General features: G+C 75.4%; 11 protein-coding genes. 3 read left to right on the forward strand and 8 right to left on the reverse strand.

The window, feature by feature from the left end; all coding sequences use genetic code 11:
- Nucleotides 1-92 precede the first annotated feature (92 nt).
- The gene (locus tag ACWD4U_RS12980) at nucleotides 93-521 is read left to right on the forward strand and encodes an SDR family NAD(P)-dependent oxidoreductase (RefSeq protein ID WP_363451906.1); all 429 of its coding nucleotides are present in this window, start codon (nucleotides 93-95) and stop codon (nucleotides 519-521) included.
- 17 nt (nucleotides 522-538) lie between these two features.
- Here ACWD4U_RS12980 and ACWD4U_RS12985 read toward each other — a convergent pair whose 3' ends face one another.
- From ACWD4U_RS12985 to ACWD4U_RS13005, 5 genes are all read right to left on the reverse strand, one after another.
- Entirely contained in the window at nucleotides 539-1,531 is a 993-nt protein-coding gene (locus ACWD4U_RS12985; protein ID WP_363451907.1) for a MazG family protein, read from the reverse strand.
- Between the two features lie 54 nt (nucleotides 1,532-1,585).
- A complete protein-coding gene (locus tag ACWD4U_RS12990; protein ID WP_363451909.1) occupies nucleotides 1,586-2,218 on the reverse strand; it encodes a SurA N-terminal domain-containing protein in 633 nt (210 codons plus the stop codon).
- A gap of 116 nt (nucleotides 2,219-2,334) precedes the next feature.
- Nucleotides 2,335-3,972 carry a serine/threonine-protein kinase gene (locus tag ACWD4U_RS12995; protein WP_363451911.1) on the reverse strand — a complete coding sequence of 546 codons (1,638 nt, stop codon included), beginning with the start codon at nucleotides 3,970-3,972 and terminating at the stop codon, nucleotides 2,335-2,337.
- On the reverse strand, nucleotides 3,969-4,457 hold the full coding sequence (locus ACWD4U_RS13000) for a hypothetical protein (RefSeq protein ID WP_363451913.1): 489 nt from the start codon (nucleotides 4,455-4,457) through the stop codon (nucleotides 3,969-3,971). Before ACWD4U_RS13000 ends, ACWD4U_RS12995 begins: the two co-directional genes overlap by 4 nt.
- A gap of 98 nt (nucleotides 4,458-4,555) precedes the next feature.
- Nucleotides 4,556-6,649 carry an N-6 DNA methylase gene (locus ACWD4U_RS13005; protein WP_363451915.1) on the reverse strand — a complete coding sequence of 698 codons (2,094 nt, stop codon included), beginning with the start codon at nucleotides 6,647-6,649 and terminating at the stop codon, nucleotides 4,556-4,558.
- A 180-nt stretch (nucleotides 6,650-6,829) separates the two neighbouring features.
- Here ACWD4U_RS13005 and ACWD4U_RS13010 point away from each other — a divergent pair, with 180 nt between their 5' ends.
- The gene (locus ACWD4U_RS13010; protein ID WP_363451917.1) at nucleotides 6,830-7,435 is read left to right on the forward strand and encodes a DUF4352 domain-containing protein; all 606 of its coding nucleotides are present in this window, start codon (nucleotides 6,830-6,832) and stop codon (nucleotides 7,433-7,435) included.
- Between the two features lie 70 nt (nucleotides 7,436-7,505).
- Here ACWD4U_RS13010 and mfd read toward each other — a convergent pair whose 3' ends face one another.
- Nucleotides 7,506-11,114 (reverse strand): transcription-repair coupling factor, encoded by a 3,609-nt coding sequence (gene mfd / locus ACWD4U_RS13015; protein WP_363451919.1) that lies wholly within the window; start codon nucleotides 11,112-11,114, stop codon nucleotides 7,506-7,508.
- 532 nt (nucleotides 11,115-11,646) lie between these two features.
- On the opposite strand from mfd, the gene ACWD4U_RS13020 reads away from it, so the two are divergent.
- Nucleotides 11,647-12,954, forward strand: coding sequence for a nucleotide sugar dehydrogenase (locus tag ACWD4U_RS13020; RefSeq protein ID WP_363451921.1), 1,308 nt, complete (start codon nucleotides 11,647-11,649; stop codon nucleotides 12,952-12,954).
- A gap of 149 nt (nucleotides 12,955-13,103) precedes the next feature.
- On the opposite strand, the gene ACWD4U_RS13025 is transcribed toward ACWD4U_RS13020, so the two are convergent.
- Both ACWD4U_RS13025 and ACWD4U_RS13030 read right to left on the reverse strand, forming a co-directional pair.
- Nucleotides 13,104-14,237 carry a coiled-coil domain-containing protein gene (locus ACWD4U_RS13025; protein WP_363451923.1) on the reverse strand — a complete coding sequence of 378 codons (1,134 nt, stop codon included), beginning with the start codon at nucleotides 14,235-14,237 and terminating at the stop codon, nucleotides 13,104-13,106.
- Between the two features lie 160 nt (nucleotides 14,238-14,397).
- Nucleotides 14,398-16,875, reverse strand: coding sequence for an SUKH-4 family immunity protein (locus ACWD4U_RS13030; protein ID WP_363451925.1), 2,478 nt, complete (start codon nucleotides 16,873-16,875; stop codon nucleotides 14,398-14,400).
- Nucleotides 16,876-16,885 lie beyond the last annotated feature (10 nt).

The following is a 16,885-nucleotide window of genomic DNA, read 5'->3' on the forward strand; positions in this document are numbered from 1 at the left end:
CAGAGGGGATGGGCGTGCCTACCATCCTCCGACAGTCATAGCGCGGGCGGTCGTGCGGGCCGCCCGAGTCCGCCCTGAAGGGGGAGCAGACGATGCGGGTAGCCGGGGCAGTGGTGGTCATCGCGGTGCTCGACGGAGGCTCGGGGGCCGACCTGGCCCGCCGGTTCGCCGCCGCCGGGGCCGCCGGTCTGCTCATCGCCGACCTGCACCCCGGGGTCGCCGAGGACCTCGCCGCCGAACTCGACCGCCCCGGCTGCCCCGTGGTCGGCGTGTCCGGCGACGTCCACCGCCCCAGCGACATCGCCGCCCTGGTCGACACCGCCGCCAAGCACCTCGGCCCGATCGACCTGTTCGCGGTGGCCGGCCCGGACGGCGAGCGGATCGTCCAGCTCGCCGAACTGCCCGGCCACCTCGACCTGCTGGCCGAGGTGCTGGCCCTGGTCGGCGAGGCGATCGGCGAGGTCGTCCCCGCGCAGCGGCAGCCCGCCGACGCCGACCACCCGGCCCGCCTGGCGAGCTGACCCGCCGTCAGCCCGGCTCAGCCCTCCAGCCCCTCCGCGGCGCGCACCTCCCGGCGGTAGCCGCGGGCCGCCGCGCGCAGTGCCGCGTCCACGTCCACGCCGCGGTCGTAGGCCTGCTGGGCCACCGCCAGCAGCAGCTCCCCCGCCGACTCCTCGGTGAGCTCGGCGGGCAGCCGGTACGGCCGGTCGGGCACCGCGGTGAAGTTCGCCCGCCGCACCCGGGAGACCAGCTTCGCCGCGTAGGCGAGCGCCGGCAGTCCGCCCGGCACCCCGTCGAGCACCGACTCGCGCTGCTTCTCCGCGGCCTTCAGCTGCTCCCAGTTGGCCTCCACCTGCTCCGCGCCCTCGGCCTGGACGTCGCCGAACACGTGCGGGTGGCGGTACATCAGCTTCTCGACGATGTCCCCGGCCACGTCGTCGATCGAGAACGGGTCGGCCGGGTCCTCCTCGGCGATCCGCGAGTGGAAGAACACCTGCAGCAGCACGTCGCCGAGCTCCTCGCGCAGGGTCTCCCGGTCACCCTCCTCGATCGCCTCGACCAGCTCGAACGCCTCCTCCACCAGGTACTTCACCAGGCTGGCGTGGGTCTGCTCGGCGTCCCAGGGGCAGCCGCCGGGCGAGCGCAGCCGGTCCATCACCGCGGCCAGGTCGAGCAGCCGGGCGCCGGGCAGGTCGTACGAGCCGGGGAGCACCTCGATCTCCGGGTGCGCGCCGGCCTCCTCGACGGCGATCCGGGCCAGCGCGTCGGTCAGCCCGGGGTCGCCGTCCGGGCTCTCCAGCCAGACCGCGGGGGCCGCGGCGAGCAGCTGCCGGGCCAGCGCGGGGGCGCTCGGGCGCTCGATCAGCTCGGGCGTGATCCCGGCCTGCCGCAGCGCGGGCAGCTGCGGGTGGTCCGCGGCGCCGAGCAGCACCCTGGGGTTCGAGTGCAGGGCCTGCCAGGCGGGCCAGGAGAGCAGGCCGGGCGCGATCCGGTGGGTGGTGGTCAGCAGGATGAGCTTGGGAGTGTCCACGGCTCGAACCTACTGCGAAAGCCGCGCGGGGTGCGAAGCGGTCGACCCCCGCCGCTACAGCGGCTGGGCGTTCTTCGGCAGCCAGTCCTCGGTGGTCTCGGTGAGCGCGATCTGCGCCGGGTCCCAGGCCCCGTAGCGGGGGTTGACCTCGATGTGCAGGGCGGTGCCCGCGGTGGCCAGCGCCTTGCGGATCGCGGCGTCGCCGGAGCTGGACTCCGGGTCCTGGCCGCCGGCCAGCTTCACGATGCCGAGCTGCTGGCGGTAGTAGCCGTCGATCCCGGCGGCGGGCACGCCCTGACGGGAGAGCAGCAGCTGGGCCAGCCGGTCCTCGCCGCCCACGGTGCGCGTGTCGGCCGCCCGGGCGGCGTCGATCTCGCTCTGGCTGATCGCGAGTTGACGGTCCACCAGGGCGCGGGCGATCACCTTGTCGAGGATCAGGTCGGAGACCGCGTGCCGGGCCAGCCCGGCGGGCTCGTTGCTCTTCGCGCCGGTCTGCGGGCCCATGCCGGCGCGGACCGCCGCGACCCGGGACTCCACCTGCGCGACGGTGATCCGCTCCCCGCCGACCACCGCGGCGGCGCCCTGGTGCGGCGTCGCCGTCCCGCACGCGGTCAGCGCGGCGGCGGCGAGCGCGACGCCGACGGCCGTCCGCAGGCGGCGGGTACGGGCGGAGCTGGTGCGGATCACGGGGGCCTCCCGGCGGGTGGGGGTGCGTTCCGGTGGTGCGCTGGCGTGCGGGGCTGGGACGAACAATAGGGAGCCCCGCCGTCCGGTGCCAGACCCCCCGCGCGAACGGGCCCGGATCAGGTCGCGTACGGGTTGGTGGTGGTGCGCTGCGCGCCGAGCTGTTCGAGGTGGCCGCGCAGGCGTCGGACGTCGGGGTGGTGCGGGCCGTGGCGGCGCTCGGTCTCCAGGAGGAGCTCCAGCAGGGTCTGCCAGCCGGTCTCGGGGTGGCCGGTGGCGGCCTGCAACAGGCCGATGCGCTCGCGCAGTTCGGTGCCGTGCGCGGCGTCCGGGGCGGTGGCGGCGAGCACCGCGCGGTACTCGGCGAGCGCGTCGACCGGCAGGCCGAGCTGCTCCAGGCAGCGGGCGGCGTGCCGCCGGTGGTCGAGCGCGGCGGGGTCGTACGGGCCGCGCTCGACGGTCGCGTGCGCGGCGAGCCGCTGGAACTCGGGCAGCGCCTCGCCCCAGCGGCCGGTCGCCAGCAGGGTGCGGGCCCGGATCGCCCGGACGGTGTGCACCAGCGGCGCGGCCTCGCCCTGCTCGGCGACCGCCCGGGGCAGCAGCCGGCCGGCCAGCTCCAGCACCTCGGTGTGCCGGCCGGCCGCGACCAGGTCGGACAGCCGGGCACAGGCCCGGGCCAGCGTCTCGCCCTCGGACCCGCTCTCCGGGCCGCCGTCGTACCCGCTCTCGTACCGGCCGGGGGCCGCGGCGGCGGGCGGTGCGGCGGGGGCGGGCACCGCGGCGGGTGCGGCGGCCGACAGCGGTGCGGCGGGCGCCGGGTGTGCGGGTTCGGGGTGGTGCGGGTAGCGGTACGGGTCGGTCGGGTCGGGGACGGCGGGCAGCCGGGTGCGCAGGGCGGCGGCGGGCGCCGGCAGCAGGGGCAGCAGCCGGGCGTGCACCAGGCGGGCGTCGGCGGGCCGGTCCTCGGGGCGCTTGGCGAGCAGGTGCAGCACCAGCGCCTCCAGCCCGGCGGGCACCTCGGCGCGCAGTTCGCGCAGCGGTACCGGCGGGTCGTCGACCTGGCGGCGCAGCACGCCGAGCGCGGTGGGCGCGGGGAACGGCGCCTGGCCGGCCAGCATCTCGTGCAGCATGCAGCCGAGCGCGTACAGGTCGCTGCGCGGGTCGGTGGCGGCGGCGAGGGCCTGTTCGGGGGCCATGTAGGCGGGGCTGCCGATCGGGCTGCCGGTGAGGGTGAGGCGGGTGGCGCCGGGGTCGAGGGCGGCGGCGATGCCGAGGTCCAGCAGCACCACCCGCCCGTCCGGACGGATCATCACATTGCTTGGCTTGAGGTCGCGGTGGACCACCTGCGCCGCGTGCACGGCGGCCAGCGCGGCGCACAGCTGCCCGGCCACCGCGACGGCCTGCGCCACCGGCAGCGGGCCCTCCTCGGCGATCAGGTCGGCCAGACTCAGGCCGGGCACCCGCTGCATCACCAGGTACAGCTCCTCGCCGTCCGCCCCGGCGTCGTACACGCTGACCAGCCCGGGGTGCTCCAGCCCGGCGCTGATCCGGCACTCGCGCAGGAAGCGCTGCCGCAGCAGCTCGGCCTGGCTGTCGCCGCGCGCCACCGGGTAGGGCATCGCGTCGGTGCGCAGCAGCTTGACCGCCACCCGGCGGTCCAGCCGCAGGTCATGGCCGGCCCAGACCTGGCCCATCCCGCCGTGGCCGATCTTCTCGGCGAGCGCGTACCGCCCGTCGACCGTCCGCCGCTCGCTCACGGCCGCCCGTCCCCGGCCTGACGCCGCAGCAGCTCGCCGAGTTCGCGCAGCTCCGCCGCCCCGGTCGGCTGGACGGGCTGCCCGGGGTAGGGCTGCGCGGGGTACGCCTGGGGCGGGGTCGGGTACGGCGGGACGGGATAGGGCTGCACCGGGAAGGGGTACGCGGTCTTCGCGGCGGGCCAGTGCCGCCGACGGTTCATCAGCAGGAAGTGCACCGGCGCGCCCAGCCAGAGCGGGATCAGCGCGACCCCGACCACCACCAGGTTCAGCGCCTCGCCCCGCGGGGTCAGCCCGGACGCCACGTACACCGCCAGCTGCAGCACCCCGAAGACCACCGCGCCGACCACGTCCACCCGGCGGCGGCGTCCGACGGCGAGCACCAGCGAGGGCACCAGACCGAGCAGTCCCAGGCTCAGCACCGGCAGCGCGGCACACAGCGCCGAGACCCAGGGCCGGTACGGACCGGACGCGACGGGGCCGGGCATGGACGCTCCTCGACGACGGCGGGGCAGTGCATCGCACACGGTACCGTCACACGCCGCCGCGCCGAGAGTCCCCGGGCGCGTCCGGACCTGAGTCGCCGTCAGGCCGGTTCGGTGCCCCCGGACGCCAGGCCGTCGGTGAGCGCCCGGGTCAGCGTCCGCGCCTCGGCGGCGGCCCGGGCCAGCGCCCCCTCGAACTCGGCGATCCGCCGGAACGCCGCGCCCAGCAAACGCTGTTGCTCCACCGGGACGCGCGGCAGCTCCACCCGGCGGATGTCCAGCCGGGTGGTGGTCGAGGCGTAGCTGCTGGCCCGCCGCCCTGCGCCGGTGGCCCGCAACTGGCCCGCCAGGAAGTCCGGGTCGAGCACCGCCGGGTCCGGCCGCAGCAGGTGCAGCCGGGGCCCGAGCGCCGCCCCCAGATACGGGCTGCCGGGGTGCACCGCGCAGGCCGTCTCACCCCCGAGGGCGGGAACCAGCACGTCGCCTTGACGGACCGTCACCCCGGGGGCGTCGGCGGTCGCGCTCGGCGGGGCGGCCGTCAGCAGGTCCTGGTCGGTGAGCAGCGGGACGCCGCCACCCGGCCGGACCGGGGTGCCCTGCCCGGAGGAGTGCACCTCCAGGGCGCCGGAGCGAGCGAGTTCGCCGATGCTCACCTGCGGGGCCGCGGGCGCGGCGGCCGCGCGGACGGCGGGCAGCGCGGCGTCCAGGTCGGCGAGGTCCGCGAGCCGCCCGGCCAGGCGCAGCCGGAGCGCGGCGACGGTGTCCGGCGCGGCCTCGGCCGGGGCGGCGGGCAGGTGCCGGGCCGGGGTCAGGTCGGTCTCGTCGTCCAGCAGGTCCAGCGCGGGGACGGCCCGGGACAGGCCCGGACGGTCCGCGGGCAGCGGGGCGCCGGTGCGGGCCGCCGAGTCGAACTCCCGCCAGGACGCCAGCACCGTGCGGTGCAGCGCGTCGCGGTCGGTACGTTCGCGGCCGCCCTCGGCCGAGGCGTCCAGCAGCAGCACGTGCCGGAAGCCGTCCCCCGGCACCGGCCCGCGCAGCACCCACACGTGCAGCGGCACCCCGAACGGCGGCGCCGCCCCCGCGGGCAGCGCCACCACCGCGCGCAGCGCGCCCGAGCGCACCAGCTCCGCCCGGACCCGCCGCCCGGCCCGCCGCGACGCCACGGTCGGCGGCAGCAGCACCACCGCGACCCCGCCCGGCCGGGTGTGCGCCAGGCAGTGCAGCACCCAGGCCAGCTCCGACTCCCCGCGCGGCGGCACCACCCCGCCCGGCCAGCGCGCGTCGTACTGCAGCTGCTCGTGCCCCCAGTCCCGCTCGTTGTACGGCGGCCGGCACACCACGGCGTCCGCCGCCAGCCCCGGGTAGGCGTCCGCCCGCAAGGCGTCGCCCGCCGCCACCTCCACCGCGAGCGGCCCCGCACCCGCAGGCATCGCCAACGCCAGCCGCAGCAACGCCACCCCGGCATACCCCCCGTCCGCCTCCTGCCCCACCCACGCCCCCCCACCGACCGCCGCAAGCAGCAACCCCCCGGCCCCACAAGCCGGATCGAACACGACCGGGGAGGAAGTCGACGAGACAACACCTGACGACACGTCGGCCAGTGCGGCCAGCAGTGTCGCGGTGGCGGTGGGGATGGGCTGGGGGAGGCGGGGGTTGGCTTCGGTGTGGCGGGTGAGGAGGTGTTCGTAGGCGGTGGCGGGGGTGGTGTCGGTGGTGAGGCGGAGGAGGAGGCGGGCCAGGTCGAGGTGGGTGGCGCCGGCCAGCAGGGGGAGGGCGAGGGCGGTGGGGGCGTCGGGGCCGAGGGCGGCGGTGACGGCGCGTCGGAGGGCCTTGGGGAGCGTCGTCGCGAGGCGGGTGTCGGGCTGGCCCGCGAGCTCGGCGCGGATCGCGGGCTCGCGGTGCAGCAGGAGCAGCAGCGCTCCGGCGGTGACGAGCGGGGCGACGGCGGGTCCGGCCGGGTCGCGGAGCGTCTCCAGTTGCTGCCAGATCCGTTCCAGGAGCGGGAGTTCGGCGAGTTTGCCCTGCTCGCGCAGCCACTGTTCGACCTGGTCGAGCCGGAAGGTCGGGCTGGTCTCGGTGCCGCCGGCCGGCTTCGGGAAGTCGGCGTGCCGGCGGCGCCAGTTGGAGACGGCGGCGCGTCCGACCCCGGCGAGCCGGGCGATCTCGGCGGCGGTCACCTCGGGACGGTCCGGCATCGGCTGACTCCTTCACGGCGGCGTGTGACCACACAGCATAGCGAGCACGTCACTGCCACGGGTTCACACGTGAACAGAGCTCTTTTTCGAATCTACGTTGACACTGTTCACAGCATCATGGTCTAGTGGAGCCATCGCCGGAACGACCGGCCCACCGCAATCCCTGGGGGAGAGACCGCCATGACCGCTCGCACCACCACCCGCCGCTCCGCCGCCGTCCTGCTCGGCGCCTGCCTGCTCGCCGTCGGCGCCACCGCCTGCGGCCCCGACAACACCGTCTCCACCAGCCCGAAGAGCACCGCGGCCGCGGCCCCGGCCGGCGGCGCCGCCTCCTCCGCCCCGGCGGCCGGCGACGCGGGGAAGGGCACCGTCGCCAAGCTCGGCGACACCATCGGGCTCAAGGGGAACGACAAGGCCAACACCGCGGACGTCACGCTGGTGAAGGTGGTCGACAACGCGGAGGGCAACGACGAGTTCACGAAGCCCGCCGACGGCAAGCGCTTCGTCTCGGTGCAGTTCCGGATCAAGGCGACCGGCAAGGCCGCCTACAGCGACGCCCCGCAGAACAGCGCCAAGCTGATCGACGTGCAAGGGCAGGCGTTCGGCGCGACCGTGGCCGAGACCAAGGCCGGCCCGGAGTTCCAGGTCCCGGCGAACATCGCCCCCGGGGAGAGCGCGCTCGGCTTCATCACCTTCGAGGTGCCGGCCGACGCCAAGCTGGACAAGGCGCAGTTCGCCCTGGACAGCGACTTCGCCCCGCAGACCGGCCAGTGGAAGCTCGGCTGACCGGGTCGTGGGGGGGGGAAACGGTCAGGGGCGCCGGAGGGAATCCCCCCGACGCCCCTGACCGCACCGGCTACCGCTTCAGGTCGTCGAACATGGTGCTCAGGAACTCCGTGCACCAGGACAGCAACTCCCGGCCCACCAGCGGCTTCCCGCCGATCCGGCCGCCGGAGCTGGGGCGCGGCACCAGCAGCTGCTGGGCGGCGGACTTGAGCTGGGTGCGCGGGTAGAGCCGGTTCAGCCGCAGCTGCTGGGACTCCCGCAGCTCGACCGGGCCGAACCGGACGAAGTTGCCCTGCAGCGTGATGTCGCCGACGCCGCAGCGCCGCGCGAACAGCCGCAGCCCGGCCACCAGCAGCAGGTTCTCCACCGGCTCGGGCAGCTTGCCGTAACGGTCCGTCAGCTCCTCGCGGACCTGGACGATGTCCTGCTCGGAGTTGACCGCCGCGATCGAGCGGTACGCCTGCAGGCGCAGCCGCTCGCCGGGGGCGTAGTCGTGCGGGACGTGCGCGTCGACCGGCAGCTCGATCTTGACCTCCAGCGGCTCCTCCTCCGGCTCGCCGCCGCCGGCCTCCAGCGTCTCGCGGAACTCGGCGACCGCCTCGCCGACCATCCGCATGTAGAGGTCGAAGCCGACGCCCGCGATGTGGCCGGACTGCTCGCCGCCGAGCAGGTTGCCGGCGCCGCGGATCTCCAGGTCCTTCATCGCGACGTACATGCCGGCGCCCATCTCGGTGTGCTGGGCGATGGTGGCCAGCCGCTCGTGGGCGGTCTCGGTGAGCGGCTTCTCCGGCGGGTACAGCATGTAGGCGTAGCCGCGTTCGCGACCGCGGCCGACCCGGCCGCGCAGCTGGTGCAGCTGGGAGAGGCCGAAGGTGTCGCCGCGCTCGACGATCAGGGTGTTGGCGTTGGAGATGTCGATGCCGGACTCCACGATCGTGGTGGAGACCAGGACGTCGAACTCCTTCTCCCAGAAGTCGACGACGACCTTCTCCAGGTGGGTCTCCCCCATCTGCCCGTGCGCGGTGGCGACCCGCGCCTCGGGGACCAGGTCCTTCAGCCGCGCCGCCGCCTTGTCGATCGACTCGACCCGGTTGTGGATGTAGAACACCTGGCCCTCGCGCAGGAGTTCACGCCGGATCGCGGCCGCGATCTGCTTCTCGTCGTACGGGCCGACGAAGGTGAGGACCGGGTGCCGCTCCTCCGGCGGGGTGGTGATGGTGGACATCTCGCGGATGCCGGTGACCGCCATCTCCAGGGTGCGCGGGATCGGCGTGGCGGACATCGTCAGCACGTCGACGTTGGCCCGCAGCTTCTTCAGCTGCTCCTTGTGCTCGACGCCGAAGCGCTGCTCCTCGTCGACGATGACCAGGCCGAGGTCCTTGAACCGGGTCTCCGAGGAGAACAGCCGGTGGGTGCCGATCACCACGTCCACCGAGCCCTCGAACAGGCCCTCCAGCACGGCCTTCGCCTCGGTGTCGGTCTGGAACCGGGACAGCGCCTTCACGGTGACCGGGAAGTTGGCGTACCGCTCGGCGAAGGTCGAGAAGTGCTGCTGCACCAGCAGCGTGGTCGGCACCAGCACGGCGACCTGCTTGCCGTCCTGCACCGCCTTGAAGGCGGCGCGCACCGCGATCTCGGTCTTGCCGTAGCCGACGTCGCCGCAGATCAGCCGGTCCATCGGGACGGACTTCTCCATGTCCGACTTGACCTCGGCGATGGTGGTCAGCTGGTCCGGCGTCTCCGCGTACGGGAAGGCGTCCTCCAACTCCCGCTGCCAGGGGGTGTCCTGGCCGAAGGCGTGGCCGGGGGCGGCCATCCGCGCCGAGTACAGCTTGATCAGGTCGGCGGCGATCTCCCGGACCGCCTTCTTGGCGCGCTGCTTGGTCTTCGCCCAGTCCGCGCCGCCGAGCCGGTGCAGCGTCGGGGCCTCGCCGCCGACGTACTTGGTGACCTGGTCGAGCTGGTCGGTCGGCACGAACAGCCGGTCGCCGGGGTGGCCGCGCTTGGCGGGGGCGTACTCCAGCACCAGGTACTCGCGGGTGGCGCCCTGGACGGTGCGCTGCACCATCTCCACGTACCGGCCGACGCCGTGCTGCTCGTGCACCACGTAGTCGCCGGCCGCCAGCGCCAGCGGGTCGATCGCGTTGCGGCGGCGGGACGGCATCCGCCGCATGTCCTTGGTGGAGGACTTCTGGCCGGACAGGTCGGTCTCGGTGATGACGGTCAGCTTCAGCTGCTCGTCGACGAAGCCGTGCTCGATCGAGCCGCAGGAGACGTAGACCACGTCCCGGGTCGGGGCCTCGGCGAGGTCGGCGACCAGCCGGGCCGCGATGCCCTCGTTCCCGAGCACCTCGGCGAGCCGGGACGCCGGGCCGTGACCCTCCGTCACCATGACGACCCGCCAGTCCCCGGCCAGGCGCTCCTTGGCGTCGGCGATCGCCCGCGCGGTGTCGCCGCGGTACGCCTCCACCGCGTGCATGCCCAGCGTCAGGGTGTCCGCGTCGAACTCGAGGATTGCGCTCACACTCGAGTCGCTGGTGGCGAACGGGCTCACCGACCACCAGGGCAGGCCGATCTCGGCGGCGTGCTCCCGGACGTCGGCCAGCGACCACAGCGAGGCGGCGGAGACGTCGATCGTCTCCAGGTCGATCGGACGGTCGGCGCCCGCCGCGGCGGCCACCCAGGAGGCGGCCAGGAACTCCTGGCTGGTGGCGACCAGGTCGGCGGCCCGGGTGCGGACCCGCTCCGGGTCGCAGACCACCGCGATCGAACCGCTCGGCAGCACGTCCAGCAGCAGCTCCATGTCGTCGACCAGCACCGGGGCCAGCGACTCCATGCCCTCGACCGCGATGCCCTGCGCGATCTTGTCCAGGATCTCGCCCAACTCCGGGTGCCGCGCGGCCAGTTCGCCGGCCCGGGCGCGCACCTCGTCGGTCAGCAGCAGCTCGCGGCAGGGCGGCGCCCACAGGCCGTGCTCGGCGATCTCCAGCGACCGCTGGTCGGCGATCTTGAAGTAGCGGATCTCCTCGACGTCGTCGCCCCAGAACTCCACCCGCAGCGGGTGCTCCTCGGTCGGCGGGAACACGTCCAGGATGCCGCCGCGCACCGCGAACTCGCCGCGCTTCTCGACCAGTTCGACCCGCGCGTAGGCGGCCGCCGCGAGCTTGCGGGCCACCTCGCCCAGGTCGTGCTGCTCACCGCGCTGCAACGCCACCGGCTCCAGCTCGGCCAGCCCCTTCACCTGCGGCTGCAGGACGCTGCGCACCGGCGCGACGACCACCTGCACCGACCCGGCCGCGGGGTCGTCCGCCCGAGGATGAACGATCCTCCGCAGCACCGCCAGGCGGCGGCCGACGGTGTCGGAGCGCGGCGAGAGCCGCTCGTGCGGCAGGGTCTCCCAGGCCGGGAACTCCGCCACCGCGTCCGGCGGCAGCAGCGAACGCAGCGAGGCCGCGAGGTCCTCGGCCTCCCGGCCGGTGGCGGTCACCGCCAGCACCGGGCGGCCGCGCTCCCCGGCCCGCGCGGCCAGCGAACGGGCCAGCGCGGCGATCGCGAACGGGCGCGCGGCGGGCGGGCCGACCAGGTCGAGGTGCTGCCTGTGGCCCGTGGCCGCCGCCTCGATCGCCTCGGCGAGGGCGGCGTCGCGTACGACGACATCGAGCAGTCCGGACAGGCTCATACGTCAAGTTCTCCACGGCGGGGAGTGGGCCCGGCGCGAGGAGGCCGGCCGGGCAACGCGAACGGCCCGGAACGCGGTGCGCCCGGGGGGTATCCAGCCTACGCCGCACCGGCGGTCGGCACGCGGCGCGGCAGGTCCGAGCCCTCTCTCCGTTATTCGGGCGGGCTCGTCCAGAGATCATGCGGGCGACACACTCCTGTCACTGTCCGTCCATGGTCGCCGCGCAAGATGGTCTCAGCGCACGCCGCATCCAACCGTGGGGGATGGCTGTGGAAGCGCGATCGCACCTCGATGGGGGTCGGGAGTGCGAAGGCCGGGCGACCCTGGGTGGGGGCGCCCGTGCCACTCACGCCGGGACCGCGGCGTCCGCCTGGGGCGGGCGCCGCGGGTCTCGGCGTCACGCTTTTCCGGGGCGTGTGCGAGACCGTCCGCCCCACTTCGCCGGAAGCGCCCCGCACGGACACCGCCGCTCCGTACCCTCATGTGAAGAAGGTGTGGGGACACCGGCGTCGATCCAGGGGGTTTCTTCGTCATGCGCGTCGTCATCGCAGGTCAGGGCTATGTCGGACTGCCGCTGGCCGTCCGCGCCGCCGAGGTCGGCCACACCGTGGTCGGCTACGACGTGGACGTGCGCCGGATCAAGCGGCTCGCCGTCGGCGAGTCCTACGTCGAGGACATCCCCGGCGACCGGCTGCGCCCGCTGCTCGACTCCGGCCGCTACCTGCCGACCGCCGAGCCCGCCGACGTGGCGGACTTCGACATCGCGGTGATCACCGTCCCGACCCCGCTGCGGGACGGGGTGCCCGACCTCTCCTACATCGAGTCCTCCGCCATGCTGCTGGCCCGGCACCTGAAGCCCGGTGCCACCGTGGTCCTGGAGTCCACCACCTACCCGGGCACCACCGAGGAGCTGCTCGCCCCGCTGCTCGAGGAGGGCTCCGGCCTGCGCGCGGGCGCCGACTTCCACCTCGGCTACAGCCCCGAGCGGATCGACCCCGGCAACCCGCAGTGGAAGCTGGAGAACACCCCCAAGGTGGTCTCCGGCACCACGCCCGAGGGCCTGGCCGCGGTCGACGGCTTCTACGGGCAGCTGGTCGAACGCACCGTCCCGGTCTCCTCCTGCAAGGAGGCCGAACTCACCAAGCTGCTGGAGAACACCTTCCGGCACGTCAACATCGCCCTGGTCAACGAGCTGGCGATGTTCGCCCACGACCTCGGCATCGACGTCTGGGAGGCGATCGACGCGGCCTCCACCAAGCCGTTCGGCTTCCTGCGCTTCACCCCCGGCCCCGGCGTCGGCGGGCACTGCCTGCCGATCGACCCGTCCTACCTGTCCTGGCGGGTGGAACGCGCCCTCGGCCAGTCCTTCCGCTTCGTCGAACTCGCCAACGACGTCAACAGCCACATGCCCGACTACGTGGTGCGGCGGCTCGCGCAGGCGCTCAACCAGCGCCGGCGCTCCGTCAACGGCTCGCGGGTGCTGCTGCTCGGCCTCGCCTACAAGAAGAACACCGGCGACGCCCGGGAGACGCCCGCCGCGAGGGTCGCCGAACTCCTCGCCAAGATGGGCGCCGAGGTCCGCGCCGCCGACCCGCACGTGGTCTCCGGCGTCCACGTCGCCGAACCGCACGTCCCCGGCCAGCGCACCCCCGACCACGACGGCGGCCCGCTCGCCACCGTCCACCGTGTCGAGGCCACCCCCGAGGAACTGGCCGCCGCCGACGCGGTGGTGCTGCTCGCGGACCACGACGAGTTCGACTACGACGCGATCACCGCCCACGCGCAGTACGTCCTCGACTGCCGCCGCCGACTGACGGGCGCCGCGGTCGAAGTGCTCTGACGATCGGGGCTCGGGGAAACGCGAGGCGGTGTCTGCGAGGTCTCGACTCGGCTCGAGGTCTCCGAGACCGCCGGCCGAGCTCAGACCACCGGGCACTCGCCTCGCAGTTCCCCGAGCCCCTGATCGTGCAGCTTCTCCCGGCTGGGAAGTCAGCCCTTGCGGGTGATGCGGCCCTTGTCGGGGCGGGTGTCGTGGTCGAGGCCGTCGTCGACGATGACGATCTTGGGGACGGGCTTGGCGGGCGGGGCCGCGGGCTCCGGGGGGTCGGCGGCGAAGGGCTTGCGCGGGTCCTCGGTCTTGCGCAGGACGGTGGTGGCGTCGTCGGCGACCGGCGGCTTGGTCAGGTCGGCCTTCTTCGACCCGGCCTTCGGCCCCTCCGCGGCGGCCTCCTCCTCGGGCTCGATCGCACCGACCGCGGCGCCGCGCAGCGAGGCGAGGGTGCCCTTGATGTGGTCGAGGTGGGTCTGGACCTTGTCGAGGCGCTTGGTGAAGTCGGCCTGGTCCTGCTCGCTGGCCTTGCGGATCCGGTCGGCCTTCTCCTTCGCCGCGGCGATCGCGGTGTCGGCCTTGACCTGGGCGGCGGTGTCGAGCCGGCGGGCCTCGGCGAGCATCGCCTCGCGGTGCTGCTCGGCCTCCTTGACCCGGCGCTCGGCGGCGGCCGTGATCTCGGCGACGGCGGCGTCCGCCTCGGTCTCGGCCGTGGCGACCTCCTCGTCGGCCTTGCGGCGGCGCTCGGCGAGGGCGACCTCGGACTGCTCGGAGGCGTCGGCGGCGGCGACCCGGACCCGGGCGGCGTGGCCGGTGGCGGCGTGCACCACGGCGCGGGCCTCGGCGTCGGCCTCGGCGCGTACCCGTTCGGCTTCGGCGCGGGTGCGCTCGGCGGTGCGGCGGGCGGCCTGTTCGGCGTCCTCGCGCTGCTGGGCGGCGTACTGCTTCGCGGCCTCGGCGGCGGCCTCGCCGGCCTCGTGGGCGGCGTCGCGGGAGTCCTCGGCGGCGCGCCGGGCCTTGGTGTGGATCGCCTCGGCCTCGTTCTGCGCGGTCTTCAGCAGGCCGGCGGCCTGCTCGCTGAGGCCGGCGTAGTCGGGGTCGGGGGCGTCCTGGGCGGCCTGCTGGACCTCGGCGAGTCGTTTCTCCATCTCGCGGATGCCCGAGCCGAGAACGCTGAGCCGCTCCCAGGCCTCGTCACGGTCGCGGGCGAGCGCGGCGACCGCCGCGTCGACCTGCTCGGGCGCGTAGCCGCGCCTGGAGACGGTGAAGCCGTACTGGGACACGGCGTCGCTCATCAGGCTGATCCCCTCGTGCTCGCGGGCTGCGCAGCCCCGCCGGGTGCGTGGTGCGGAGGGCACGGGTTAACCCGTCCCATTGACCTATTTTGCGCACATACGAACGCAAACCAAACAGGCCGCGGTCGCGCGGCCGGGGGAACCGGCCGCACGGCCGGGGTTACAGCAGGCCGTCCCAGAGCTGTTCGACCAGCACGGACCACCAGCTCTCCGGCGTGTGCAGCGCGGCCGGGTCGACCGCGAGCAGCTGCGCCTGGAGGTCGGTGGTCCAGCGGCCGGCCTGCTCCGGGGTGAGACCGTAGCGCAGCCGCCACATCCGGCCCAGCACGGCCAGGCTACGGACGAACTCGGGGACTCCGCTGTTCACGAACCGGGGCGGCTCGGCCGGGTTCTCCAGGTCGACGGCGACCACCGCGGCGGTGCCGTACTGGACGCACAGCTGGCGGCCGTAGTCGTTGCCGAGGACCAGGTAGCCGCCGAAGTCCGGGCCGGCCGGCAGGCCGCGTTCGGCGGCGAGTTCGGCGAGCGTCGGGATCGGTCGGCCCTCCTGGGCCTGGGCCCAGAAGAACGGCGCGAACTCACGGGGCAGGCCGACCCACATCAGGGTCTGCGCGACCTGCTCCGGCACTCCCTGCCGCGCCACCGCGCGCTGCTCGAACCGGAACACGCCCGCGCCGAAGTACTGGCCGAGCTCCGCGGCCAGCTGCTGCGGGGCGAGCGGCGGCAGCGGCGGGACGGCGCCGGGCGGCGGCAGCGGCACCCGGACGGCGCGCGGCCGCTGCGGGGCGGACGCCAGCTGGTGCAGCTGGTCGAGGTGCTCGTACAGCAGGCCCATGCCGTTCTGCCGGGCCTGCGCGTCGCGGCCGTACGGGACGGTGTGGCTGATCCGGACGTTCGGCCACGAGGACTTGACCATCCGCGCGCAGTAGCCGCCGGGCAGGTCGCACAGCTCCAGGTCGGTGTGCAGTTCCAGCACCTGGTCGGCGGGCACGCCGAGGCGGCGCAGCTCCTGCAGGGCCTTCCACTCCGGGTGCGGGGTGCCGGGCTCGCTGCGCATGATCACGTTCTGCTCGGAGCCGTCCGGCCCGCGGTAGCTGACCACCGCCTGGGTGCCGGGGCCGATCGCGGGCACGCCGGGCGGCGGCACCGGGGCGGCGGCCTGCGGCGGGGCGCCCATCGGCACCGGGCCGGGGACCGGCGCGGGCGGCGCCGGCGGGCCGGCCGGGAAGCCGTAGCCCTGCGGGGTGGGCGGCGGGCCCTGGAACGGCGGGCCGGGCGGCACCGGGGCGCCCGGGAACGGCGGCTGGCCCGGGAAGGGCTGCTGCGGGGCCGGGAACGGGTTGGCCGGCGGCGGGCCCTGCATCGGCGGGCCCGGGAACGGCGGGGTCGCGCCCGGCGCCGGGGCGGACAGCTCGATCGCCGGGGCCAGCTGGGTGGCCTGGTAGGCGACGGCCGCCGCGTCCTGACCCGCGCCGGGCTGCGGCTCGGGGGCGGGCGGCGCGAACGGCTGCGCGGGGGCGCCGCCGAGCAGCTCGCCCGGCGGGGGCGGCGGCGGGGCGCCCGGACCGCTGCGCCCGCCCGGACCGTGCGCCGGGCCGCCGGCCGGCGGCAGCAGGTCGTTCGGCGGCGGGGGCGGGGGCGCGCCGGGGCCGACGCGTCCGCCCGGACCGTGCGCGGGACCGCCCACCGGCGGCAGCAGGTCGCCCGGCGGGGGCGGCGGCGGGGCGGTCGGCCCGCCGCGGCCCGGCGCCCCGGGCAGGCCCATCAGCCCGGGCGGGCCGTCGCTGGCCAGCATGGTCGGCGCGTGGTCGATCGACGGCGCGGGAGCCGACGGACCGTCAGGACCGCCGGGCGGGAACGGCGGAGTCGCCCCGGGCGGCGGCGGGAACGCGGTGCCGCCCGGCGGCGTGCCCGGGGAGGGCGGCGGAGGCGGGAAGGGCGAACCCGGAGGCGGAACGGGCGTACCGGGCACGGGAGTCCCGCCGGGGAACGGCGGGACGCTCACCGGCGGCGGCGGGAACGCGGTGCCGCCCGGCGGCGTGCCCGGGGATGGCGGCGGGGGCGGGAAGGGCGAGCTCGGAGGCGGAACGGGCGTGCCTGGCACGGGGGTTGCGCCGGCAGCCGGTGTGCCCGGGAGCTGGGCGGTGGCGGCGTACGGGTCGGTGGCCGGGAAGGCCGCGGGCGGCGGGGAGAGGAAGGTGGGCGCGTCGCCGGCCGGGCGGTCGGAGGCGGGGGGCGTGGCGAGCTGCACGGACTCGGCGGCGATCGCCGCGTCGGCGGCCTCGTGCAGCCACTGCGGGGGGCTGAGCAGGAAGGAGGTGGCCTCGACCGCGCCGCGGACCGGCTTGGCGGCGCCGGCCGGGTTGGGTTCGGCGCGGGAGCCGTACTGCTCCTCGAACTGGCGGACCACCTCGTTGACCGGCAGCGGCGGCCACAGTGTGCTGGCGCCGCTGTCGCGGGCGATGACCAGCCGCAGCGAGCTGCCGGCCTCGCCGCTGCCCTCGCTGCCGTCGACCGCCCAGCAGACGAAGCCCAGGTCGAACTCCCGGACCCGTACCTCGCGTTGCTGTGCGCGCGGCACTCCGGCGTTGATCCAGTCCTCGGCGGCTTCCTGCGCCTGCGCGTACGTGGTCACCACGGCTCGTCCC

The organism is Kitasatospora sp. NPDC002522 (assembly GCF_053595195.1).

Bases quoted from the DNA above. Each gene is read 5' to 3' on its own strand.
- ACWD4U_RS12980 (WP_363451906.1), top strand. From the start codon at position 93: ATGCGGGTAGCCGGGGCAGTGGTGGTCATCGCGGTGCTCGACGGAGGC.
- ACWD4U_RS13000 (WP_363451913.1), bottom strand. From the start codon at position 4,457: ATGCCCGGCCCCGTCGCGTCCGGTCCGTACCGGCCCTGGGTCTCGGCG.
- ACWD4U_RS13005 (WP_363451915.1), bottom strand. From the start codon at position 6,649: ATGCCGGACCGTCCCGAGGTGACCGCCGCCGAGATCGCCCGGCTCGCC.
- ACWD4U_RS13010 (WP_363451917.1), top strand. From the start codon at position 6,830: ATGACCGCTCGCACCACCACCCGCCGCTCCGCCGCCGTCCTGCTCGGC.
- mfd (WP_363451919.1), bottom strand. From the start codon at position 11,114: ATGAGCCTGTCCGGACTGCTCGATGTCGTCGTACGCGACGCCGCCCTC.
- ACWD4U_RS13020 (WP_363451921.1), top strand. From the start codon at position 11,647: ATGCGCGTCGTCATCGCAGGTCAGGGCTATGTCGGACTGCCGCTGGCC.
- ACWD4U_RS13025 (WP_363451923.1), bottom strand. From the start codon at position 14,237: ATGAGCGACGCCGTGTCCCAGTACGGCTTCACCGTCTCCAGGCGCGGC.